Below are 22,635 nucleotides of genomic sequence, written 5' to 3'. Positions count from 1 at the left end.
AGAAGTCAGTCCAGAACGTTTAGGGGCGTTGCGTCCACTAGCTCAGCACGCTTGCCCTTATACGTGAGAGTTCCTCTCACTTGCACATGAAGTCCCGCCTCATGGGCCCTGATCGCCTCCGCATATTGGTGCGGGTCTAAGTCGAGCCGTATTCTTCGGCGGCCTTCTGGGGCGTCCCATTGGATCACAATCGATCGTTTGTGGTCATCATCTTCCGCAAGCGGAATGCCCGCAGCCTTCAACTCTACAATCCGCCCGACCACGTTCACGGGAGCATCAGCCGGAACTGGCTCGAGTTGGGCTGCCGCTTCCCGGAGCATAGGAACTGATGCGGCTGTTACATCAAATTCCGTTCGCGCGGGTGGTTGAAAGGCGAGCCCACCATCAAAGAAGACACCTAGGTTGAAGGACGCCACGCCAGACTCTTCCAAGAAGTCGGCCAAATCCGAGCACATTCGAGCGGAAACAGGTGAGTGGATGAGCGGACTAAGGTCTTCCTGGACGAAAGCATCTGTGACCGCTGCCATAGCCAAGGCGATACGCTCCGATATCTTTCTCCCCAGCGGCTTCTCAACTCCAAAGAGGTCGAACTGTACCGCTTCATAGAGTGGGCATTCAACCTGGAAACCGAAGCTGCCCCTAAACGTATGACCGAACCGGCACTCCTCGACATATCCCTTCGCTGATCGAAGGACCGCGCTTGTTGCATCCGTAGTAGAAACAACTTCGGCAATTGCCGCACCGGATACCAACTCTTTCATGTAGGCTACCATCGACGATGCCACCGACATTTCAATTGTATCGTCTTGCACGTATCGATCCGGTACTCGACTTGTGACGAGATCACGGGGATGCAGGCCAACTCTGGAGCCTCCGCGTATCAGCGTCTCAAATCTGTGCCGCAGGTCACCGAACGATATACCGTAGAATTGCCTGATGGTTGCCAGCGCCTCGTCGAGCTGAGCCCGCTCAATGCCCGGCTCGCTGGAGTTCGGCGTGAAATATATGCTGACTGGCTTGCTGAGGCTTGGGTCTGCCATCTGAAAACGAACGACCCGCCCATCCTTACTGAGCTGACGCTTCCATCCGTTTTCCTGCAGAAACGCTATCAGGTCAGACTGTAGAGCGGTATCTGTCATGCGAACATCTCCGCCAGCTTCGCGTCCATCTCGGTCAACAAACCAGATACAGCTTCCGGCGTAAGGACATTGGCCCTCGGAATTTCAATAAGCTTTTTGGAATTCTCATTTGCCACAGGCTGTCCGGTGATCTTGGCATAGTAGCAACAGTGCTGCAGGATCAGCTGCTGCTCTGTCGTCGACAACCACTCGACCTCTTCCTTCGGCAAACACATCAGCACAAGGATTAGCGGGGCATGGGCAGGACGCAAAACCAAGTCGTTGTATGTTTGCGTGCTAATTTTCCAAGCCACGTTTGACCCCCTGAATTCCCAGTTGGTCGTGCATTTCAGCTGAAAATCCAACCTCGTACCGCTTTCGACATACCGGTACTCTACGTTGCCCTCGTCGTCGACTCCCTGAACGCGCTGAGCCATCGCGAGGAATGTCCCATCAACCCCATAATCGTGCTCGCGCTTGATTGACAGATTGATGCGTGCAGCAGCGGCAGTTGCTGTCACATAGCCGATACTTAGACTTTCTTTTAAATGCGAGGTGGTGATCATCTGACACGTGACATTGAAGCAATAGGTAGAACTCTATTCACTACTTCAATCGACGCAAGAGGTTGGCCAGACCATCTGCCGACACGGTTAAGGCGAGTTGCGCCGTCCATGCAAAGCAGGAACACGCGCATCGACACTACAGCTGGAAGAGGTCATTCTTGACTAGTCTGGCGGCAATAGATCGCTTGGTCAGAATGATTGGTCAGAATGAGAATCGACGTCCGCTCTAAAGCGTTGATTCCCCACATGAAACTGCATTCAACAGGAGATTGGTGGAGCTAAGCGGGATCGAACCGCTGACCTCTTGCATGCCATGCAAGCGCTCTCCCAGCTGAGCTATAGCCCCATCAAGATGGTCCGGCTCAGGGCCGGTCCTGGGATGCTCCGAAGGCGCGTGCCCTGCGGAGTGGCGGCTTATTACTTCCGGTTTTCGGAGATAGCAAGCCTAAAAAATTCGGCCCGGAGAATTTTTTCCTCGCCGGGCCGGAATGCAGCCGTCAGACTTCGTCTTCGTCGCCGGTTACGCCGATGATGTCGCTCATGTCGTCATCGTCGTCGTCTTCGTCGGGCGTGAGGAAGGTGTCGTCATCGTCGTCGCCTTCGATTTCGACGTCGTCGTCGCCCATATCGGGGATGTCGTCGCCGCCGGCGGCGTCATCGGCATCCTCGAGCGAAACCAGTTCGACTTCGGTGTTTTCCGTATCGACTTCCGCAACCTCGTCTTCCTCGGCAACATCAGCGATCGCCGAGGTTTCCTCGAAGAAGGACAGGGGATAGGACTTGCCGGTATAAGGGGAAACGATCGGATCCCGGTTCAGATCATAAAACTTCTTGCCGGTTTCCGGATCGGTGCGCTTGGTTCCAAGTTCCGCTTTCGCCACTATAAGCCTCGTGAGAATGGCCGAATCCGCGATTCGGCAAAATGCCGTGCAAGCCGGCGTTCCATCGGAATTTATAAGCCGGTCCCCTTAATCGCTGTGGCTTCCCATGTCAAAGCCAAACTTTATCATCTCCGTGCGGCCGTTTTCGCCGGCTGGCGGGTGACCGCTGACGGCGTTTGTGGTAACGAGCCGCGGAGGGAGAAAAAGCGGGCGAAGGCAGCAGCCGGCCAAACCGAAGCTTCGGAAGAAATACTCTGCAGTTACAGGGGATTACGCAATATGCACGGCGCTGCGCCGCAGTCCGGCGTCAACTTCGAGATCTTCCGGCGCATTTCGGCAACACGGGCTCCTTCACCCATCATCGCAGGATTGATCCCCATGGCAACCAAGGCTTTCACCATCGCCATCGACGGCCCGGCGGCGGCCGGCAAGGGGACGCTCTCGCGTCTTATCGCTGAACGATACGGCTTTCACCATCTCGACACGGGGCTCACCTACCGCGCCACGGCCAAGGCGCTGCTCGACGCCGGCCTGCCGCTCGATGACGAGGCGGTGGCGGAAAAGATAGCGCGGGAGGTTGAACTTGCCGGACTGGATCGCGATATACTTTCCCGACACGAAATCGGCGAAGCCGCCTCGAAAATCGCCGTCATGCCGGCGGTGCGCCGGGCCCTGGTCGAGGCGCAGCGTCGGTTTGCGGCAAAGACGCCGGGGACGGTGCTCGACGGACGCGATATCGGCACGGTTGTATGCCCGGATGCGCCGGTCAAGCTCTATGTGACGGCGTCGCCGGAGGTGCGGGCCAGACGCCGTTACGACGAGATCCTCGGCAAGGGGGCGACGGCGGATTTCGATGCGATTTTCGAGGACGTCAAGCGGCGCGACGAACGCGACATGGGACGGGCCGACAGCCCTTTGAAACCAGCCGATGATGCACACTTGCTTGATACGTCGGAAATGAGTATAGAGGCCGCGTTTCAAGCTGCTCAATCGATCATCGATGCGGCCTTGAACCGAAATGCCTAAATTCAAGCGATTTTGCATGCTCAGACGCATGGATCGCTTTAATGCAGCCTGAAATTCCGTCCAAGCGCCGGATTGCCTTCGTGAAAGAAGGCGGACTGGGTTCAGGCCCATTCAACACGAACCAACCGGCGCATACGTGGGCCTTGAAGCTATCGAAGGCCACGCAGGAGATTTTATGTCAGTAGCAACTCCCTCTCGCGAGGATTTCGCGGCCCTTCTCGAAGAGTCCTTTGCCAAGAACGATCTGGCTGAAGGCTATGTCACCAAGGGTATCGTCACGGGCATCGAAAAGGATGTCGCCGTTGTCGACGTCGGCCTCAAGGTCGAAGGCCGCATCGCGCTCAAGGAATTCGGCGCACGCGCCAAGGACGGTTCGCTGAAGGTCGGCGACGAAGTCGAAGTCTATGTCGAGCGCATCGAAAACGCGCTTGGCGAAGCCGTTCTGTCGCGCGAGAAGGCTCGCCGCGAAGAAAGCTGGATCAAGCTCGAAGCCAAGTTCGAAGCCGGCGAGCGCGTCGAAGGCGTGATCTTCAACCAGGTCAAGGGCGGCTTCACGGTCGACCTCGACGGTGCGATCGCCTTCCTGCCGCGTTCGCAGGTCGATATCCGCCCGATCCGCGACGTTACCCCGCTCATGCACAACCCGCAGCCCTTCGAAATCCTCAAGATGGACAAGCGCCGCGGCAACATCGTCGTATCGCGCCGGACGGTTCTGGAAGAATCCCGTGCCGAGCAGCGTTCTGAAATTGTTCAGAACCTCGAAGAAGGCCAGGTTGTTGACGGCGTCGTCAAGAACATCACCGATTACGGTGCGTTCGTCGACCTCGGCGGCATCGACGGCCTGCTGCACGTCACCGACATGGCATGGCGCCGTGTGAACCATCCGTCGGAAATCCTGAACATCGGCCAGCAGGTCAAGGTTCAGATCATCCGCATCAACCAGGAAACCCACCGCATCTCGCTCGGCATGAAGCAGCTCGAGTCCGATCCGTGGGATGGCATCCAGGCCAAGTATCCGGAAGGCAAGAAGATTTCCGGCACCGTCACCAACATTACCGACTACGGTGCATTCGTCGAGCTGGAGCCGGGCATCGAAGGCCTGATCCACATCTCGGAAATGTCCTGGACCAAGAAGAACGTTCACCCCGGCAAGATCCTGTCCACGAGCCAGGAAGTCGAAGTCGTCGTTCTCGAAGTCGATCCGTCCAAGCGCCGTATTTCGCTCGGCCTCAAGCAGACGCTGGAAAACCCGTGGGCAGCATTCGCCCGCAGCCATCCGGCCGGCACTGAAGTCGAAGGCGAAGTCAAGAACAAGACCGAATTCGGCCTGTTCATCGGTCTCGACGGCGATGTCGACGGCATGGTGCACCTCTCCGACCTCGACTGGAACCGTCCGGGCGAACAGGTCATCGAGGAGTACAACAAGGGTGACGTGGTCAAGGCCGTCGTTCTCGACGTCGATGTCGAGAAGGAACGCATCTCGCTCGGCATCAAGCAGCTCGGCAAGGATGCTGTCGGCGAAGCCGCTGCCTCCGGCGACCTGCGCAAGAACGCCGTTGTTTCCTGCGAAGTCATCGCCATCAACGATGGCGGTATCGAAGTGAAGCTCGTCAACCACGAGGACATCACTTCCTTCATCCGTCGCGCCGATCTCGCCCGCGACCGCGACGAGCAGCGTCCTGAGCGCTTCTCGGTCGGCCAGGTCGTCGACGCCCGCGTCACCAACTTCTCCAAGAAGGACCGCAAGATCATGCTGTCCATCAAGGCTCTGGAGATTGCGGAAGAGAAGGAAGCCGTTGCTCAGTTCGGTTCGTCCGACTCGGGCGCTTCGCTCGGCGACATCCTGGGCGCAGCCCTGAAGAACCGCGGCGGCGAATAAGCCTCGCATCCGCTTTCGAATTGAAGAGCCCGCCGGAGCGATCCGGCGGGTTTTTATTTTCAGGTAATGAAAACCGCTATTCCCAGCCGACCATGCGCTGATAGAGCGCGTAGACCGGATCGGCCGCCGTGTCGGGCCGATACGCCGAGGGCTCGGTGTCGATCATCCTCGGCGTCCTCAGCTCGGGTGCCGCTTCCGCCCCTTCGGCATCCGGCTCGGCATCCTCGCCGCCGGATTGCGCCTGCTGCTCGTCCTGCGGCGCACCGTCCTGTTGATGGTGATGCTGGTGGCTCGTTTCACCCGCCTTCTCGTTCGACGGTGTATCCTTGGCGAATTGATAAGGCAGCTGGGCATAGGCAAAGCCCTCGGGCAGCTTGGCCGCGAGCGGCACATAGGAGGCCTCGGCCATCTCGGGAAGCGGCACCGGTTGCGGCTGTGCGGCGATTTCTTTCGGCTGTCGGGCGGCCGCAGCCGTGGCCCCGGTTTCCATCTGCGACGGGTGGGGCGCTGCGGATTGTCGAGCATCGGCGGCGAGGTCTGCCGGCTGTCTCGTCAACGTCTCCTTCGCTTCGCTGATGACGACCTCGTCGAGAATGGCGTCGATCGCCACCGCCGCGTCGACAGCACCATCCTCCAGCACGTTTTCAAGGTCCTGCTCGCGAATGATGGTGACGATCATCTCGGAGACCTCTTCGGTCATCGAGGCGACGATTCCCGTCCAGTTCCGGGGAATAACCGGATCGGCTTTTTCCGACGTTGCGCGAGGCTGAATGACCGGCGGCTCCGTCACTTCGGCCGTATCGTCATCAGGCTTCGCCGGCGCCGATTGCCGAGCTTCGACCTTCGGGGCAAGCTCTGCTTTTGTCACCGAAGCGGAGCGAATTCGGTTTTCAGGCGGCGAAATTTCGGGATCAGCGGCCTCCACGGCTGCGGCGGTCACCGCTTCCTCTGTTGTCGCAAGCAGGGCGGTCTCGATCAATTTGCCGGCTGGTTCAGTTCGCTTTTCCACCGGCTGGCGGATCGCGGCGGGCAGACTGTCTTCATGCAGCTGGATCTCGGGCCGCGCTTCGGCTCGCATCGGCGAAGCATCGTTCTGACCATAGGATCGGACGACGGCGCGCGCGGCGAGATCGCGGTCCTTGTAGCGCACGATTTCCAGATAGGCGACGATACGCGCCGCCTCAGGCCCCGTCGGATTCTTCAAGGCTTCGGCGATCGTCCGAAGCGGCAGACTGTGCGCCTGCGTACTCAGCTGGCGTTCGACCTCATCGATCTTGGCGGCCGGCAGCCCGCGGATGGCATCGGCGAGCCGAGAGGCGAAGGCGGAGTTGCTCTCGTCCTCGCCGCGATCGAGCGAGATCGAGCGGCCAGCCGCATCGACGACATCGAAAAGGGCTTCGACCATGCGCTCGCGCGCCGCAAGGAGCAGGATATTGAGTTTGCCGGCAATGGCCGAATTCAGGTCGGCGGCTTCGACCGCGTTGACGGGCGCGGGGGCAATCACCGAACGGTCAAGACCGCCGGCAACGATCGCTGCAGTCTGGCCTTGAGACGAAAAGCTTGCATTGGACGCTGCACGAACGGGGGTCAGCATGGCATGCCCTTTCGTAAAGTGACGATGAAAGCAGGCTCTATGAAAGGACCGCGCTCATCCGGTCCCTTGCATTCCGAGCAGATCCTCCCGTCCGCATGACGCAAGCGGCGCCATCGAATGCATAAAAATTAAATCGAATATTAAGAAACAGAGATTAACGAATCGCTAACGCCCGCGGATCAGTCCATCCGCGGCTGCAGACAGTGAAGACTGACGGCAATTCGCTCAACTGTGAGCGAAGATGTCGGCCTCTTCCCAGCCGAGAAGATCGAGCTTGGCGCGGGTCGGCAGGAATGCAAAGCAGGCCGTGGCATGGTCGAATCGGCCGTCGCGGATCAGGCGGGCCGTCAGCTTGTCGCGAAGCGCGTGCAGATAAAGCACGTCGGAAGCGGCATATTCGAGCTGGGCCGGCGACAGCGTCTCGGCCGCCCAATCGGAAGATTGCTGCGCCTTGGAGACATCGACGTCGAGCATCTCCTTGAGATTGTCCTTGAGGCCGTGGCGATCGGTGTAGGTGCGGCAGAGGCGCGAGGCGATCTTGGTGCAGAACACCGGGTTGGTCGTGACGCCGAAGGTATGGAAGAGCACGGCGATATCGAAGCGGCCGTAATGAAAGATTTTCTGGTGCGTGGGATCTTCGAGAAGAGCGACGAGATTGGGTGCCTCTTTCTGGCCGGCGGCGATGCGGATGATGTCGGCGGTGCCGTCACCGGGAGAAAGCTGGACGACGCAGAGACGATCCCGCCGCGGCACCAGGCCCAGCGTCTCGGTATCGATCGCGATCGCGCCGGTGTAGCGGGCCGCGTCGGCCGCGGAAATATCGCCTTCGTGATAACGGATGGTGGCGGCCATGAGACTGTCTTTCGTTCGGATATTCTCCACTCGCGCTATAGCGCAAAGGCACACATTGCGAAACTGCTTCCTGCTGCGGCCGGTTCAGAATGTCGGCGGCGTGTTGATCCATAAAAGCACGGTTTCGCCATCGTGGCGGTTACGCCAGGAATGGTAGCGGCGGCTTTCGAAATACAGTGAATCGCCCGGGCCGAGATCGAAGAACTGATCGCTGTCGAGCACCAGTTCCAGCCGGCCGGACAGGACATGCATGAATTCCTCGCCTTCGTGGCGATAGGCGCCCTCGCTGGCAGCGCCCGGCGCCAGCACGAAACGATGGCAATCCATCATCCTGCGGCCTTCGGCAAGCAGCTGCACCGTAACCCCGGGGGTTGTTTCCGGCCAGGTGCGCCACTCGCCGGCGCGTATCACTGCCGGCACCTCCTCGTTTTCCTCGCCGGAGAGGCGGGAGACGGTGGTGGCGTAATATTCGGCGAGGTCGTGCAGCGTCTTGAAACCGACGCCTTGCGAGGTGCGCTCCAGCGTCGAGAGCGTCGAAGCGGTGATGCCGATATCGCTCGCCACCTGATCGAGGGTCTTGCCTGCGGCGTGGCGGAGGCTCCGCAGTTTCCGGCCGAGGCCGGAACTCTGGCCGGTTTCGGCACCGTCGGCGGAAGGTTCCTCGCTCTCCAGCGCCTCGCGAATGGCCGCCGGATTGAGACCGCGCTCGACCCGGTACCACGAGACGCGCTTCAGCCGCGCCACGTCGTCGGCGCTGTATTGGCGATGGCCGGTTCCGGAGCGGCCGGGAACGACCAGACCCTGGCTTTCCCAGAGGCGCAGCGTCGAGGCGGAGACGCCCGCCAACCGCGCGGCCTCCGCCACCTTGTAGCGCACAGGCCCGTTGTCACTCATCAGCCAATACCCCGATTCTCGTTGCGCGAGCATTCATCAAATCGCGTGATGTTTGAAGCAAAAAATGCCGCTTGTTTTCTTGCAGAAAAAATGTAGGAATTTCTCATTACAGAAATTATGCAAGATAATTCCAAAACCTTCAACACGGGAACAGATCGATGACCGCGACAAGCCTTACCGACCGGAAGAACGCCGCGATTTCACGCGGTGTCGGCATGACCACCCAGATTTATGCGGACCGCGCAGAGAATGCCGAAATCTGGGACAAGGAGGGCCGCCGCTATATCGATTTCGCCGCCGGCATCGCCGTGCTCAACACCGGTCACCGCCATCCCAGGGTCATTGCTGCGGTCAAGGATCAACTCGACCGCTTCACCCACACCTGCCATCAGGTGGTGCCCTACGAGAGCTACGTGCATCTCGCCGAACGGCTGAATGCGCTGGTGCCCGGCGACTTCGAGAAGAAGACCATCTTCGTCACGACAGGTGCCGAAGCGGTCGAAAACGCCGTCAAGATCGCGCGCGCCGCCACCGGCCGCTCGGCCGTCATCGCCTTCGGCGGCGGCTTCCACGGCCGCACATTCATGGGCATGGCGCTGACCGGCAAGGTCGTGCCCTACAAGGTCGGCTTCGGCGCGATGCCGGGCGACGTCTTCCATGTTCCCTTCCCTGTCGAACTGCATGGCGTCTCCGTCGATCAGTCGCTTGCGGCGCTGAAGAAACTCTTCGCCGCCGATGTCGATCCGCAGCGCGTCGCGGCCATCATCCTCGAGCCGGTGCAGGGCGAAGGCGGCTTCTATCCGGCGCCCGCAGCCTTCATGAAGGCCCTGCGCGAACTTTGCGACCAGCATGGCATCCTGCTGATCGCCGATGAGGTGCAGACCGGTTTTGCCCGCACCGGCAGGATGTTCGCGATGGACCACCACGAAGTGGCGGCCGATGTGACGACGATGGCGAAGAGCCTTGCCGGTGGCTTTCCGCTCGCTGCCGTCACCGGCCGCGCCGAAATCATGGACGCGCCGGGGCCGGGCGGGCTCGGCGGCACCTATGGCGGCAATCCGCTCGGTATCGCCGCTGCCCATGCCGTCCTCGACGTCATCAAGGAGGAGGATCTCTGCAACCGCGCCAACCTGCTCGGCGGGCGGCTCAAGCAGCGGCTGGAATCGCTGCGCGAGAGCGTACCGGAGATCACCGATATCCGCGGGCCGGGCTTCATGAACGCCGTCGAATTCAATGACCGGACGACGGGATTGCCGAGTGCTGATTTCGCCAACAAGGTGCGGCTGACAGCGCTCGACAAGGGGCTGATCCTGCTCACCTGCGGCGTCCATGGAAACGTCATCCGCTTCCTCGCGCCGATCACCATCCAGGACGAGGTCTTCGGCGAGGCGCTCGACATTCTCGAAACCTCGATGCTGGAGGCGAGTGCCGCCAGCTAGCGCCGATCGAACCCGGATTTCAATGGCGCCGGCGATCGGCAGCCGCTCCCAAGGAGATATGACATGGCTTTCACCACCGCTCTGACCAGGCATGTTGCCTTTTCCTCGCCCCTTCTGCGCGATGCCGGCTATATCAACGGTGTCTGGACATCGGGCGATGCCGCAAAGATCTTCGACGTGCTGAACCCGGCTACCGGCGAGCTGCTCGCGTCGCTGCCCGATATGGGCGCAGCCGAAACGCGGGCGGCGATCGATGCGGCCTATGCCGCCCAGCCGGCCTGGGCTGCCCGCCCGGCCAAGGAACGCAGCCAGATCCTGCGCAAATGGTTCGACCTGATCGTCGCCAATGCCGATGCGCTCGCGGCGATCCTGACCGCCGAAATGGGCAAGCCCTTCCCGGAAGCGCGCGGTGAGATCCTTTATGCCGCGGCCTATATCGAATGGTATGCGGAAGAGGCCAAGCGCATTTACGGCGAGACGATCCCGGCGCCGTCCCAGGACAAGCGCATGATCGTCATCAAGCAGCCGGTCGGCGTCGTCGGCACAATCACGCCGTGGAATTTCCCGGCGGCGATGATTGCCCGAAAGATCGCGCCGGCGCTTGCCGTCGGCTGCGCTGTTGTGTCGAAGCCGGCCGAGCAGACGCCGCTGACGGCGATTGCCCTTGCCGTGCTCGCCGAACAGGCCGGCATTCCCGCCGGCGTCTTCAATCTCATCGTCGGGCTCGATGGCCCGGCGATCGGCCGCGAGCTCTGCAGCAATGAAAAAGTGCGCAAGATCAGCTTCACCGGCTCGACCGAGGTCGGCCGTATCCTGATGCGACAGTGCGCCGACCAGATCAAGAAGGTGAGCCTGGAGCTCGGCGGCAACGCGCCGTTCATCGTCTTCGATGATGCCGATCTCGACGCCGCCGTCGAGGGCGCGATCGCCTCCAAATACCGCAATGCGGGCCAGACCTGCGTTTGCGCCAACCGCCTCTACATCCAATCGAGTGTCTATGACGCTTTCGCCGCGAAGCTTGCCGCCAAAGTCGCCGAGATGTCGGTCGGCGATGGGTTCAAGCCCGGTGTCGAGATCGGGCCGCTGATCGACGAGCAGGGTCTTGCCAAGGTGGAGGACCATGTCGGCGACGCGCTGGCCAAGGGCGCCAAGGTTCTCACCGGCGGCAAACGCATCGACGGCGCCGGCACCTTCTTTGCGCCGACGGTGCTAACCGGCGTGACGCGCGGCATGACGGTGGCGCGCGAGGAAACCTTTGGGCCGGTGGCGCCGCTCTTCCGCTTCGAGACGGCCGAGGACGTCATCGCTGAGGCCAACGACACCGAATTCGGCCTTGCCGCCTATTTCTATGCCGGCGATCTCAAGAAGGTCTGGCGGGTGGCGGAAGCGCTGGAATATGGCATGATCGGCATCAATACCGGCCTTATGTCGTCCGAGACGGCGCCTTTCGGCGGCATCAAGCAATCCGGCCTCGGCCGCGAGGGTTCGCGCCATGGCGCCGACGATTACCTGGAAATGAAATATCTCTGCATCGGCGGCGTCTGATCCGTCGCCCTAACAGGACAAGCACGCGGCATTGCGCCGCGTGCTTTTAATAATGCGGCGGACGGGTGATGGCCGGGGCTTCCAGCGACTGCTCCTCCAGCGACAGGAAGCGTTCTGTCAACCGATCAAGCTTGGTGCGCATCTGCTCCACGATCTTCCATTGTTCGGCGAGCTGATCGGAAAGCTCCTCGATCGTCTTTGCCTGATGCGCCAGCATTTCCTCCATCCGGGTGATGCGGTTGGTCTCGTCGGACATCGATCCTCCTTTGAACAGATGGTGTTTCCAAAGCGGAAATAGACCGCCGCGTCAATGTTTCGACCCCCGGCGCGGCCATGCGCAAAACTGAACCGTTTGGTTACTAAAAGACCTTGCCGTGCCCGATGTAGTGGGGTAGGCCCTAATCCATCAGGGAGGAATACTGATGGATGCAGGCAACGGCTTTCTTCATCCGGACCGGCTCTTTCCGGCCGACCCGGCGACACGGACCATCGCGCGAGACCTCTACGAGACGGTGCGCAATCTTCCGATCGTCAGCCCGCACGGGCACACCGAACCGTCCTGGTTCGCCGACGACAAGCCCTTTGAAGACGCGGCTTCGCTGCTGGTCATTCCCGATCACTATCTCTTCCGCATGCTGCACAGCGTCGGCGTCACCTTGGACGAGCTCGGTGTTCCCAGGCTCGACGGCAAGCCGGTGGCTGAGGGGCGGGCGATCTGGCGGACCTTTGCCAGGCATTACCATCTCTTCCGCGGAACGCCTTCGAGCCTCTGGGTCGATCACGCCATGTCGGCCGTGCTCGGCTGCACCGAGCCGCTGACGGCGGATAATGCCGATGAGCTCTACGATCACATCAATGCCCAGCTCGCCCGTCCCGAATTCTGCCCGCGGGCGCTGCATCAGCGATTCGGCATCGAAACGATCGCGACGACCGAAGGTGCGCTCGACCCGCTTGTCCATCACCAGAAGATGGCGGCAGAGGGCTGGATCGGCAAGGTGCGCACCACCTACCGGCCGGACAGCGTCACCGATCCCGATGCCGTCGGCTTCCGCGACAATCTCCTCAAGTTCGGAGAGATCACCGGCGCCGACGTCACGAAGTGGGACGGCCTGATCGAGGCGCATCGGCGCCGGCGCGCCTATTTCCGCCAGTTCGGCGCCACCGCGACCGATCACGGCGTACCGAGCGCCTTCACCGCCGATCTGCCGCTTGGGGAAAAACAGGCGCTGCTCGACAGGGTGCTGAAGGGACCGCTCTCGGCTGCCGATGCCGAGCTTTTCCGCGGCCAGATGATGACCGAGATGGCCGGTCTATCGGCCGAGGACGGCATGGTGATGCAGATCCATGCCGGCTCGCGACGCAATACCGACAGCGGGCTCTTTGCCACCCGCGGTCCCAATATGGGCGCCGATATCCCGACACGCACTGACTGGGTCGGCGGCCTGAATGCGCTGCTTTCCAAATATGGCCATGCGCCGGGCCTGCGCATCCTGCTTTTCACGCTCGACGAGACGACCTATGCCCGGGAGCTGGCGCCGATGGCCGGCCATTGGGCCTGCCTGATGGTGGGCCCGCCCTGGTGGTTCCATGACAGCCCGCTTGGCATCCGCCGCTATCTCGACCAGGTCGTCGAGACGGCCGGTTTCGCCAATATGGCGGGTTTCAACGACGACACGCGCGCGCTGCTGTCGATCCCGGCGCGCCACGACGTCTGGCGCCGTGAAGTCTGCCGCTTCCTCGCTGGGCTCGTCGCCGAGCACCGGATTTCCGGGCATGACGCCGAGATCGTGGCGCGCGAACTCTCCTATGACAATGCGAAGAAGGCCTATAAGCTGTGAGCGACAGACTGCAGAACGTGACCGGCCTTGCGCCGACGGCGAAGCTTCCCGCCTATAACAGGAATGCGCTGAAGGCCGGCATCCTGCATCTCGGCCCGGGCGCCTTCTTCCGCGCCCATTTCGCACCGTTCACGGATGGCGCGCTCGCAGCCGCCGGCGGCGACTGGGGCATCGAGGTGGCGAGCCTGCGCACGCCCGATGTCGCGGACAATCTCTCCGCCCAGAACGGGCTCTATACGGTGCTGATCCGCGACACGTCAGGCACGACGGCCGAAGTGATCGGCTCGATCCTGAAGGCGCATGTGGCGCCGCGCGATCCGGCCGGGCTGCTGGCGCGGCTCGAGGACCCTGCCATTCGCATCGTCAGCATGACGGTGACGGAAAAGGCCTATGGTTTCGATCCCGCAACGGGCGGCCTCGACCTCAAACATCCGGATATCGTCGCCGACCTCGCCAACCGACGTGCGCCGCGCGGCGTCATCGGCTATCTCGTCGAAGGCCTCGCGCGCCGCCGGCAGAAGGGCATAGCGCCCTTCACCCCACTCAGCTGCGACAACCTGCCGAGCAACGGCGCCGTGCTGAAGCGCCTCGTGCTCGAATTCACTTCACGCATCGATGCCGAGCTGCATCGCTGGATCGAAGCGAACGTGCCCTTCCCGTCGACGATGGTCGACCGAATCACGCCCGCCAGCACCGACGCGACCTATGTCGATGCCGAGCGGCTGACGGGCCGCGCCGACATGGCGGCGATCGAGACGGAGCCCTTTACGCAATGGGTCATCGAAGACCATTTCGCCAATGGCCGTCCGGCTTGGGAAAAGGTACGCGGCGCGCTGATGGTCGAGGAAGTTTCGGCCTACGAAAAAATGAAGCTCAGGATGCTGAACGGCGCCCATTCGCTGCTTGCCTATCTCGGTTATATCGGAGGCTATGAATTCATCCGCGACGTCATGGATGACGTGGGTCTAGCGGCGCTGGCCTATCGCCACATGCATGCGGCGGCACGCACCCTCGACGCAGTGCCGGGTATCGATCTCGATGATTATGCCAATGAATTGATAGCACGCTTTGCAAACAAGGCGATCGCCCACCGCACCTATCAGATCGCCATGGACGGCACGCAGAAACTGCCGCAACGGCTGCTGGAACCGGCATGCGAGGCGCTTGCCCTTGGCGACCGGGCGGAGACCTATGCAATCGCCGTGGCGGCCTGGATGCGCTATGCGATCGGCGCACACGGCAATGGCGAACGCTACGAGCTGCGCGACCCCCGCGCTGCCGAGATCGCCGCGCTCATCGCCGACGTCCCGCACACTGGTCCGGCGATCTCGGCAGCTCTGTTCACCCTGCCAGGCCTTTTCCCGTCGGCTTTGACAGGGCATCGGGCCTGGACGCAGGATGTCTCGGACAAGCTCGAGATCCTGATCCAGGACGACCGACTGCCGCTGTTTTGAGAGCCTGAAGTCTTTTCAGCAGAGGGGGGTGTGCCACGGCACGCCCTCTCTTTGCGTCACTTCATGTCAGCCCTTCACGCGCGCCATTTCGGGATCATAGAGCGGCGCCAGCGACACCTTGCAGGGAATGCGTTGCCTCGCGACGTCGAGCTCATAGACGCCGGCGAGGACGAAATCTTCCGTCACACCTTCCGGGTTGCGAACATAGCCGTAGCCGATCGCCTTCCCAAGCGTATAACCGAAGCCGCCGCTCGATAGCCAGCCGACACGTTTGCCGTCGCGATAGATGGTTTCGCGGCCGAGCAGCACGGTATCGGGATCATCGGGAACGAAGCAGGCGAGGCGCTTCTTCACACCTTCCTTGAGCTGCCGCTCGATTGCTTCGCGGCCGCGGAAGGGAATGTTCTTGCGGGTCTTCACCGCCCAGCCGAGGCCGGCTTCGACAGGCGTGTGATCGGGGCCGATATCGGAGCCCCAGGCGCGATAGCCCTTTTCCAGGCGGCAGCTTTCGATGGCGCGGTAGCCGGCGTTGACGAGGCCGAATTCGCCGCCTGATGCCATCAGCACGTCATAGACGGTGGTGGCATATTCGATGGGCACATGCAGTTCGTAGCCGAGTTCGCCGACATAAGTGATGCGCAGCGCCCGCACCGGGCAGCCCGATATGCCGATCGTTCTGACCTGGCCGAAGGGAAAGGCCGCGTTCGAAACATCGCTGCCGGTCACTTTTTCCAGCACGGCGCGCGCATTCGGCCCCATCAGCGACAGAACGGAATAGGCAGAGGTGACGTCGACCAGTTCGGCATGCATCTCGGCCGGAATATTGCGCGCGATCCAATCGAAGTCGTGCGTGGCGAAACCCGTGCCGGTGACGATGTAATATTCGTTCTCGGCGATCCGGGCGACGGTCAGGTCGCATTCGATGCCGCCCTTGTCGTTCAGCATCTGGGTGTAGATGAGCGAGCCCACGGGCCTTGCGACATCATTGGAGGCGATCCAGGAGAGCGCCGCCTCGGCATCCCTGCCCTTCAACACGAATTTGGCGAACGAGGTCTGGTCGAAGATGACCGCTGCCTCGCGCACCGCCTTGTGCTCGCGGCCGACGGCCTCAAACCAGTTCTGCCTCTTGTAGCTATAGACATCCCTCGGCTCCTCATTGGCGAAGAGATCGGCAAACCAGTTCGGCCGCTCCCAGCCGAGTTTTTCACCGAAACAGGCACCCTGCGCCTTCAGCCGATCGTAAAGCGGCGATTTGCGGCAAGGGCGGCCGTTCGCATATTCCTCGAAGGGGAAGGCCAGCGTGTAGTGTTTGCCATAGGCTTCCAGCGTGCGGGTGCGCACCCAGTCGGTATCGAAATGCGGGCGTCCGAAACGGCGGATGTCGACCGGCCAGAGATCATAGGGCGGCTCGCCCTTCGTCACCCACTCGGCAAGCGCCATGCCGGCGCCGCCGGCAGATGCGATGCCGAAGGCGTTGAAGCCGGCGCCGACGAAAAAGTTCTTGAGTTCCGGCGCCTCGCCGAGAATGAAATTACCGTCAGGCGTGAAGCTTTCCGGGCCGTTCAAGAGCTGCTTGACGCCGACATTCTCCAGCGCCGGAACGCGGCCGAGCGCCTGTTCCATGATCTGCTCGAAATGCTCGAAATTGCTGTCCAGCAGCGTGTAGTGGAAATCCTCGGGAATGCCTTTCTCTGCCCAGGCGATCGGGTTCGGTTCGTAGCCGCCCATGACGATGCCGCCGACCTCCTCCTTGTAATAGGTCAGACGATCGGGATCGCGCAGCGTCGGCAGGTTGGAAGGCACGCCGAAAGATTCGGTGATGATATATTGATGTTCGACCGAGACCAGCGGCACGTTGACACCGAAGCGGGCTGCAAAGGCGCGGGTCCATTGGCCGGCGCAGACGACGACCCGCTCGCATTCGATGCGCCCCTCTGCGGTGATGACGGCGCGAATCTTCCCCTTGTCGATTTCGAGGTCGAGGACTTCGGTATCCTCGAAGATCGAAACGCCTGATATGCGGGCGCCTTTGGCGAGCGCCTGGGTGATGTCGGAAGGGTTGGCCTGACCGTCTGTGGGAAGGAAGGCGGCGCCGACCAGATCGTCAATCGTCATCAGCGGCCAGAGATCGAAGGCTTCCTGCGGCGTCAGCAACTGCATGTCGAGGCCGAAGGACTGGGCGGTGGTCGCCTGGCGCTTCACTTCCGTCCAGCGTTCCTCGTTGCAGGCAAGCCGCAGGCCGCCATTCATCTTCCAGCCGGTGCCAAGGCCGGTTTCCTCTTCCAGCCGCTTGTAGAGATCGACCGAGTAACCGAGCAGCTGGGTGATGTTGGCGCTTGTGCGCAGCTGGCCGACAAGGCCGGCGGCATGAAAGGTGGTGCCGGAGGTCAGCTTCTTGCGTTCCAAGAGAACGGTATCGGTCCAGCCGAGCTTGCCGAGATGATAGGCTGTCGAGCAGCCGATGATGCCGCCGCCGATGACCACGGCCTTTGCCGTCTTCGGTAATTGTCTCATCATTTATTGATCCCGTTCAAAGGCTTGATAGGCGCGCTCGAAACGAGCGAGATTCTCTGCCGTATAGGCGGCATAGTCGAAATCGATCGTGGAATGGATTTCCGAAATCATGCTCCAGAGCGTCTCACGCAGCAGCGAGGCGCATTTCATCGCAGCGTAGCGTCTGATGAGTTCATCGATTGGCGGCCGGCCGAAATAGATTTCCAGCATCATCCGCTCGGCTGCTTCCGGCAGTTCGTTGTTGGAGGCCAATCCACCGAGATCGAAAAGCGGCGTGTTGAAGCCCGCATAATCCCAGTCGATTAGCCAAAGCCGCTTGCCGTCATCGAGAAAATTGGCAGCCAGCAGGTCATTGTGACCGAAGGCGATCTCGAAGGGTCCTGCCGCTTCTTCCAGCGTCTCGGCCCTGGCGAGGAGTTTCGCAAGCAAGGGAAGGTGGGAGCTGCCCGCCGCCCTCAGGCTGGCGGCATAATCGCGGATGACGTGGAAGACCCAGAAGATCATCGCCGGGCCGCGGAAATGCCGGGCGATGTCGTGGTGACAGGCACGCACCAGCGGCACCACCCTGGCAAGCATGTCAGGCGCCCTGATATCTTCCGGCACAAGTGCCCTCGCCTCGATATATTCGAGCACCAGCACGCCAGGCGAATGGTGGATGACGGCGGGCGACAGGCCGGCGGCATGTGCGGCGCGGCTGGCGGCAAGCTCGTTCTGGCGGCTGATGTGATGGATCGGAATGTCGGTGCCCAATCTCACCACGCAACGGGCGACGGCATCGCTGACCAGATAGTTCCTGTTGGTGATGCCGCCTGCTATCGGCGATATTTCGATCGAGCCCTGCCAGATGCCAAGCGCATGAATCCTATCCTCAGGCGTCATGCTCACCCTCCTTGCGGCCCCTTCCGAAATGATGGGACAGAGCAGGATCGGCTGTCAAGCAGCGGTGGCAGCGCTACGCGTCCTTCTGGACTCGCGGGAGCGCTCCCGAGAGTCAGATCGTTTTACCGGCGGCGTCGAATACGTGGCAGCGGGCGGGATCGAAGAAAGTCTTCACATTGGCGCCCCGCTCGACCTTCTGCTGGCCGTCAAGGGCGATCGTCAAGAGCTGCCCATCCGGCGTCGTGGTGTAGAGCATGGTGGCGCCGCCAAGATTTTCGACGAGATCGACATTGACGGTCGAGAGCGTGATGGCGCCCTCTGTAAGCGAAAGATGTTCGGGGCGAATGCCGAAGGTGACCTCCTGACCGGCCTCGCCTTTCAGCCGGCGCGGCAGGCGGACGGAGTTGCCGCAGACATGAATGCTGGTTTCGGCCTCGCCGACCTGTTCGATGCGCGCCTTCAGGAAATTCATCTTCGGGCTACCGATGAAGCCGGCGACGAAGCGGTTGGCGGGATTGTTGTAGAGATCGAGCGGCGCGCCCACCTGCTCGATGCGGCCCGAATTCAAGACGACGATCTTGTCGGCCATCGTCATGGCTTCGACCTGGTCATGAGTGACGTAGATCATGGTGTTGCCGAGCTGCCGGTGCAGGCGGGAAATCTCGACCCGCATCTGCACTCGCAGTTCGGCATCGAGGTTCGACAGCGGTTCGTCGAACAGGAAGATACGTGGCTCGCGCACGATGGCGCGGCCGATCGCGACACGCTGGCGTTGGCCGCCGGAGAGCGCTTTCGGCTTCCGCTCAAGGAGCTTCTCGATCTGCAGGATTTCGGCGGCGCGTTTCACCTTCGGCTGGATATCGGCCTTCTTGTAACCGGCCGTCTCAAGGCCGAAGGCGAGGTTCTTGTAGACCGACATATGCGGATAGAGCGCATAGGACTGGAAGACCATGGCGATGCCGCGCTTGGCGGGTGCCACCTCGTTCATGCGCTCGCTGTCGAGCAGCAGCGCGCCGCCCGAAATCTCCTCGAGGCCGGCGATCATCCGCAGAAGCGTGGATTTACCGCAGCCCGAGGGGCCGACGAAAACGACGAATTCGCCGGGATCGATCGTCAGGTCGATGCCATGGATCACATCCATTGCGCCGTAGCGCTTCTCGACCTTCTGAAGAACGACACTGGTTGCCATCGTCTCAAAACCCCTCTCTTTTACAGGTTACTTCGTTCTTGCGCGCCAATCGGCGTATTTGGGACTGTCGGGACCGACCGGCAGCGGCACTTCGGCGCCGCTGTCGGAAGACTGGTAGATGGCGGTGACGAGTTCCAGCGCGCGGCGCGCGTCCTTCGTGGTCACCGGCAGGGGTCCAGTGCCGCTGAGGAAGGCGTGGAACTGACCCATCTGGGTGGTGAAGCGCGGCGCAACGGGCTGCCAGTCGCCGACCACGCGATCGATCTTTTCCTGAACGTCGTCATTGGCGGCGATGATCTTCCAGGGATCCTTGCCCGGCGTATAGGGTTCGTGCGTGCTTTCGAAGGTGACGTTTTCGAAATGCAATCTCAGCCGGCTGATCTGCTCCTGCGAACCGAGGGTGCAGGACAGCGAGACGAAGGCGCCGTTTTCCATCAGCAGGCTGGCAGAGGCGCAATCCTCCACCTCGATATCATTGACGCGGGTGGCGACGCGGCCGAAGACCCTTGCGGCCGGGCCCATCAGGTGCATCAGCATGTCGTGCAGATGCAGGGCATGGGTGACGAGCACACCGCCGAGTTCGGTCGCCCATTTGCCCCGCCAGGGCACGGCGTAATATTCGGGCTTGCGCAGCCAGAAGGTTTCGACGGAAGCCGTATAGGGCTTGCCGGCAATGCCGGCATCGATGATCCGTTTGGCCTTCTGGATGCCGTCGCCGTAGCGGTACTGGAAGATCGGCATCAGCACGCCTTTGGCGTTCTTTTCCGCTTCCATGATCGTATCGACCCCGGCAAGGGAGCCCGTCAGCGGCTTTTCGCAGACGACATGCTTGCCGGCACCGAGAGCGGCGACCACCTGCTCCAGATGAATGCCGGGAGGGGTGCAGATATCGATGATGTCGATCGTTTCGTCGGCCAGCAGCGCCTCGAAAGAGGTGGTGCGGCGTTCGATACCGAACTCGTCGCCGACGGCAGCCAGGCGTTCTTCGTTCAGATCGCAGATCGCCGTCACCTTGAACTTGTCGGAATGCGGCAGATAGCCTTCGACGATATGCGAACGGCCGATGCCGCAGCCGACGATCGCGACGGTCTTGATGCTCATGTCACTCTTTTCCACTACTGCCATCAGCGTTTCATGCCGGTCGTGGCGATGCCCTCGATCAGCAGGCGCTGGAAGAACAGGAAGAAGAAGAAGACCGGCACCAGCGTCAGGGTCGACATGGCGAACAAGCCGCCCCAATCTGAAGCGCTGGTGGAATCCACGAAGGTGCGCAGACCGAGCTGGATCGTGTAGGTGTTCATGTCGTTCAGGTAGATCAGCGGCCCGAAGAAATCGTCCCAGGTCCAGATGAAAGAAAAGATGGCGGCCGTTGCCAGCACCGGCAGCGACAGCGGCAGCATGATCTTCCAATAGATCCGCCAGGCGCTGCAGCCGTCCATCATCGCCGCCTCATCGAGTTCCCGCGGAATGCCGCGGAAGAACTGCACCATCAGAAAGATGAAGAAGGCGTCGCTTGCCAGGAACTTCGGCACGACGAGCGGCAGGATGGTGTTGACCCAGCCAAGATTGAGGAAGAGCACATATTGCGGGATCAGCGTCACGTGATAGGGGATCATCAGCGTGCCGAGCATGATCGCGAACCAGAAGTTCCGGCCGGCAAAACGCAATCTGGCAAAGGCGAAGGCCGTCAGCGAGCAGGCGATGACATTGCCTGTCACGACCAGCAGCGAGATGACGAGCGAATTCCAGAAGAACCGGCTGAAGCTGACGTCGAGGCCGACCCACCCGCGGGCATAAGAGGAAAAATCGATCGACGACGGAATGAGCGAGGTCGACGAGAAGATCTCGGTTTCCGGCCTGACCGATGCCGAAACCATCCACAACAGCGGATAGACCATGAGAAGCGAAGCGGCGATCAGCAGGGCGTGGACAATGAGCGACCCGGGCAGGCTGCGTTTGGTGATATCCGATGGCGGCCTGGCCGCAGTGACGGAAGCGGTCATCTCAGTCATCGTAGTGCACCCAATAACGCGAGCTTAGGAAGGAGAAGGCGGTGAAGATGGCGATGATCACCACCAGGATCCAGGCGAGCGCCGAAGCGTAGCCCATGCGGAAATTGCCGAAGGCTTCCTGATAGAGGTAGAGCGTATAGAACAGCGTCGAGTTGATCGGACCGCCGGTGCCGCCCGATATGATGAAGGCGGGCGTGAAGGCCTTGAAGGCTTCGATCGTCTGGACGACGGCGTTGAAGAAGATCACCGGCGTCAGCAGCGGCAGCGTGATCTTGTAGAACTGCCGGAATTTCGAGGCGCCGTCGAGGCTTGCCGCCTCATACATATCCTGCGGGATCTGGCGCAGGCCGGCGAGAAAGATGATCATCGGCGAACCGAACTGCCAGACGGACAGCGCCACCAGTGTATAGATCGAATAATTCGGATGCGAGATCCAGCTTGGCCCCTCGATGCCGATCTGGGCCAGTGCGGCGTTGACGAGGCCGTCGCTGGCGAAGAGCTGGCGCCAGAGAACGGCGATGGCAACGCTGCCGCCAAGCAGCGACGGCAGATAGAAGATGGCACGGTAGATGGGCAGACCGCGCAGGCCGCGGTTCAGTGCCATGGCGACCAGCAAGGCAAAGGTCAGTTTGAACGGCACCGAGAAGACGACATAGGTCAGGGTGACGTGCATTGCGGCGGAAAATTTCGGATCCGCCGTGGCGATGCGCACGTAATTCGCAACTCCCACCCACCGCGGCGACTGCAGCATGTCGAAGTCGGTGAAGGACAGGTAAAGCGAAATCAGGGCCGGCCCGAGCGTCAGCCCGAAAAAGCCGATGAGCCACGGAAGGAGGAAGAGATAGCCGGGAGCATTGGCATTCCAGAGACGCCTGAAGCGTCCTGCGGCCACGGCCCCCTGATATCTTTCCACTGGTATGGCCCCTGCGGGCGTGCGCATCGCATTGCTCATACG

19 protein-coding genes and 1 tRNA gene are annotated in these 22,635 nt (G+C 61.3%); 6 read left to right on the top strand and 14 right to left on the bottom strand.

Annotated elements, in window-relative coordinates; all coding sequences use genetic code 11:
• Positions 1-5: 5 nt before the first annotated feature.
• The 4 genes from Tal182_RS00535 to Tal182_RS00520 form a co-directional block, all read right to left on the bottom strand.
• A complete protein-coding gene (locus Tal182_RS00535; protein ID WP_085857731.1) occupies positions 6-1,139 on the bottom strand; it encodes a hypothetical protein in 1,134 nt (377 codons plus the stop codon).
• Positions 1,136-1,684: a DUF4365 domain-containing protein gene (locus Tal182_RS00530; RefSeq protein WP_085857730.1), complete on the bottom strand. Its 549-nt coding sequence runs from the start codon at positions 1,682-1,684 to the stop codon at positions 1,136-1,138. Before Tal182_RS00530 ends, Tal182_RS00535 begins: the two co-directional genes overlap by 4 nt.
• Positions 1,685-1,954: 270 nt before the next feature.
• A tRNA-Ala gene (locus tag Tal182_RS00525) sits at positions 1,955-2,030 on the bottom strand.
• Positions 2,031-2,181: 151 nt separating this feature from the next.
• Positions 2,182-2,565, bottom strand: coding sequence for a TIGR02300 family protein (locus Tal182_RS00520; RefSeq protein WP_038686030.1), 384 nt, complete (start codon positions 2,563-2,565; stop codon positions 2,182-2,184).
• A gap of 378 nt (positions 2,566-2,943) precedes the next feature.
• Between Tal182_RS00520 and cmk the strand changes: the two genes are divergently transcribed.
• Both cmk and rpsA read left to right on the top strand, forming a co-directional pair.
• Complete coding sequence (gene cmk / locus Tal182_RS00510; RefSeq protein WP_064805815.1) at positions 2,944-3,591, top strand: (d)CMP kinase; 648 nt, start codon at positions 2,944-2,946, stop codon at positions 3,589-3,591.
• Positions 3,592-3,766: 175 nt separating this feature from the next.
• Entirely contained in the window at positions 3,767-5,470 is a 1,704-nt protein-coding gene (gene rpsA, locus Tal182_RS00505) for a 30S ribosomal protein S1 (RefSeq protein ID WP_064800204.1), read from the top strand.
• A gap of 76 nt (positions 5,471-5,546) precedes the next feature.
• Here the strand turns inward: rpsA and Tal182_RS00500 are convergent, their stop codons facing one another.
• The 3 genes from Tal182_RS00500 to Tal182_RS00490 form a co-directional block, all read right to left on the bottom strand.
• Positions 5,547-7,064, bottom strand: coding sequence for a hypothetical protein (locus tag Tal182_RS00500; protein ID WP_085857729.1), 1,518 nt, complete (start codon positions 7,062-7,064; stop codon positions 5,547-5,549).
• A 225-nt stretch (positions 7,065-7,289) separates the two neighbouring features.
• Positions 7,290-7,916, bottom strand: coding sequence for a ribonuclease D (locus Tal182_RS00495; RefSeq protein WP_064800202.1), 627 nt, complete (start codon positions 7,914-7,916; stop codon positions 7,290-7,292).
• Positions 7,917-8,000: 84 nt separating this feature from the next.
• The gene (locus Tal182_RS00490; protein ID WP_064800201.1) at positions 8,001-8,810 is read right to left on the bottom strand and encodes a MerR family transcriptional regulator; all 810 of its coding nucleotides are present in this window, start codon (positions 8,808-8,810) and stop codon (positions 8,001-8,003) included.
• A gap of 158 nt (positions 8,811-8,968) precedes the next feature.
• On the opposite strand from Tal182_RS00490, the gene Tal182_RS00485 reads away from it, so the two are divergent.
• Together Tal182_RS00485 and Tal182_RS00480 are read left to right on the top strand one after the other, a co-directional pair.
• A complete protein-coding gene (locus tag Tal182_RS00485) occupies positions 8,969-10,249 on the top strand; it encodes a 4-aminobutyrate--2-oxoglutarate transaminase (RefSeq protein ID WP_085857728.1) in 1,281 nt (426 codons plus the stop codon).
• 63 nt (positions 10,250-10,312) lie between these two features.
• Complete coding sequence (locus Tal182_RS00480) at positions 10,313-11,794, top strand: NAD-dependent succinate-semialdehyde dehydrogenase (RefSeq protein WP_085857727.1); 1,482 nt, start codon at positions 10,313-10,315, stop codon at positions 11,792-11,794.
• 46 nt (positions 11,795-11,840) lie between these two features.
• On the opposite strand, the gene Tal182_RS00475 is transcribed toward Tal182_RS00480, so the two are convergent.
• On the bottom strand, positions 11,841-12,050 hold the full coding sequence (locus tag Tal182_RS00475) for a SlyX family protein (RefSeq protein WP_085857726.1): 210 nt from the start codon (positions 12,048-12,050) through the stop codon (positions 11,841-11,843).
• A 166-nt stretch (positions 12,051-12,216) separates the two neighbouring features.
• Between Tal182_RS00475 and uxaC the strand changes: the two genes are divergently transcribed.
• Together uxaC and Tal182_RS00465 are read left to right on the top strand one after the other, a co-directional pair.
• Positions 12,217-13,632, top strand: a complete 1,416-nt coding sequence (gene uxaC, locus Tal182_RS00470) for a glucuronate isomerase (protein WP_085857725.1) — start codon at positions 12,217-12,219, stop codon at positions 13,630-13,632.
• Positions 13,629-15,086 carry a mannitol dehydrogenase family protein gene (locus Tal182_RS00465; RefSeq protein ID WP_085857724.1) on the top strand — a complete coding sequence of 486 codons (1,458 nt, stop codon included), beginning with the start codon at positions 13,629-13,631 and terminating at the stop codon, positions 15,084-15,086. The genes uxaC and Tal182_RS00465 overlap by 4 nt, the downstream gene beginning before the upstream one ends.
• A 66-nt stretch (positions 15,087-15,152) precedes the next feature.
• Here Tal182_RS00465 and Tal182_RS00460 read toward each other — a convergent pair whose 3' ends face one another.
• From Tal182_RS00460 to Tal182_RS00435, 6 genes are all read right to left on the bottom strand, one after another.
• Positions 15,153-17,603: an FAD-dependent oxidoreductase gene (locus Tal182_RS00460; protein ID WP_085857723.1), complete on the bottom strand. Its 2,451-nt coding sequence runs from the start codon at positions 17,601-17,603 to the stop codon at positions 15,153-15,155.
• Positions 17,604-18,479 (bottom strand): phosphotransferase, encoded by an 876-nt coding sequence (locus tag Tal182_RS00455; protein ID WP_085857722.1) that lies wholly within the window; start codon positions 18,477-18,479, stop codon positions 17,604-17,606.
• 112 nt (positions 18,480-18,591) lie between these two features.
• A complete protein-coding gene (ugpC, locus tag Tal182_RS00450) occupies positions 18,592-19,668 on the bottom strand; it encodes a sn-glycerol-3-phosphate ABC transporter ATP-binding protein UgpC (protein WP_064800194.1) in 1,077 nt (358 codons plus the stop codon).
• Between the two features lie 27 nt (positions 19,669-19,695).
• Positions 19,696-20,793 (bottom strand): Gfo/Idh/MocA family oxidoreductase, encoded by a 1,098-nt coding sequence (locus Tal182_RS00445; RefSeq protein ID WP_170965923.1) that lies wholly within the window; start codon positions 20,791-20,793, stop codon positions 19,696-19,698.
• On the bottom strand, positions 20,793-21,680 hold the full coding sequence (locus Tal182_RS00440; protein WP_094299086.1) for a carbohydrate ABC transporter permease: 888 nt from the start codon (positions 21,678-21,680) through the stop codon (positions 20,793-20,795). Before Tal182_RS00440 ends, Tal182_RS00445 begins: the two co-directional genes overlap by 1 nt.
• A complete protein-coding gene (locus tag Tal182_RS00435) occupies positions 21,673-22,632 on the bottom strand; it encodes a sugar ABC transporter permease (RefSeq protein ID WP_085857719.1) in 960 nt (319 codons plus the stop codon). Before Tal182_RS00435 ends, Tal182_RS00440 begins: the two co-directional genes overlap by 8 nt.
• Between the last annotated feature and the right edge of the window lie 3 nt (positions 22,633-22,635).

Source organism: Rhizobium sp. TAL182 (assembly GCF_002117725.1).
Classification (GTDB): Bacteria; Pseudomonadota; Alphaproteobacteria; order Rhizobiales; family Rhizobiaceae; genus Rhizobium; species Rhizobium esperanzae.
Note: the sequence above shows the minus strand (reverse complement) of the source record. Positions and strands in the feature narration are given on the sequence as shown.

Excerpts from the sequence above, each read along its gene's own strand:
- Tal182_RS00435 (WP_085857719.1), bottom strand. The coding sequence starts at position 22,632 with ATGAGCAATGCGATGCGCACGCCCGCAGGGGCCATACCAGTGGAAAGA.
- Tal182_RS00455 (WP_085857722.1), bottom strand. The coding sequence starts at position 18,479 with ATGACGCCTGAGGATAGGATTCATGCGCTTGGCATCTGGCAGGGCTCG.
- Tal182_RS00440 (WP_094299086.1), bottom strand. The coding sequence starts at position 21,680 with ATGACTGAGATGACCGCTTCCGTCACTGCGGCCAGGCCGCCATCGGAT.
- Tal182_RS00495 (WP_064800202.1), bottom strand. The coding sequence starts at position 7,916 with ATGGCCGCCACCATCCGTTATCACGAAGGCGATATTTCCGCGGCCGAC.
- Tal182_RS00485 (WP_085857728.1), top strand. The coding sequence starts at position 8,969 with ATGACCGCGACAAGCCTTACCGACCGGAAGAACGCCGCGATTTCACGC.
- ugpC (WP_064800194.1), bottom strand. The coding sequence starts at position 19,668 with ATGGCAACCAGTGTCGTTCTTCAGAAGGTCGAGAAGCGCTACGGCGCA.
- Tal182_RS00460 (WP_085857723.1), bottom strand. The coding sequence starts at position 17,603 with ATGATGAGACAATTACCGAAGACGGCAAAGGCCGTGGTCATCGGCGGC.
- Tal182_RS00475 (WP_085857726.1), bottom strand. The coding sequence starts at position 12,050 with ATGTCCGACGAGACCAACCGCATCACCCGGATGGAGGAAATGCTGGCG.
- Tal182_RS00500 (WP_085857729.1), bottom strand. The coding sequence starts at position 7,064 with ATGCTGACCCCCGTTCGTGCAGCGTCCAATGCAAGCTTTTCGTCTCAA.
- Tal182_RS00535 (WP_085857731.1), bottom strand. The coding sequence starts at position 1,139 with ATGACAGATACCGCTCTACAGTCTGACCTGATAGCGTTTCTGCAGGAA.
- cmk (WP_064805815.1), top strand. The coding sequence starts at position 2,944 with ATGGCAACCAAGGCTTTCACCATCGCCATCGACGGCCCGGCGGCGGCC.
- Tal182_RS00480 (WP_085857727.1), top strand. The coding sequence starts at position 10,313 with ATGGCTTTCACCACCGCTCTGACCAGGCATGTTGCCTTTTCCTCGCCC.
- Tal182_RS00530 (WP_085857730.1), bottom strand. The coding sequence starts at position 1,684 with ATGATCACCACCTCGCATTTAAAAGAAAGTCTAAGTATCGGCTATGTG.
- Tal182_RS00445 (WP_170965923.1), bottom strand. The coding sequence starts at position 20,793 with ATGGCAGTAGTGGAAAAGAGTGACATGAGCATCAAGACCGTCGCGATC.
- Tal182_RS00490 (WP_064800201.1), bottom strand. The coding sequence starts at position 8,810 with ATGAGTGACAACGGGCCTGTGCGCTACAAGGTGGCGGAGGCCGCGCGG.
- uxaC (WP_085857725.1), top strand. The coding sequence starts at position 12,217 with ATGGATGCAGGCAACGGCTTTCTTCATCCGGACCGGCTCTTTCCGGCC.
- rpsA (WP_064800204.1), top strand. The coding sequence starts at position 3,767 with ATGTCAGTAGCAACTCCCTCTCGCGAGGATTTCGCGGCCCTTCTCGAA.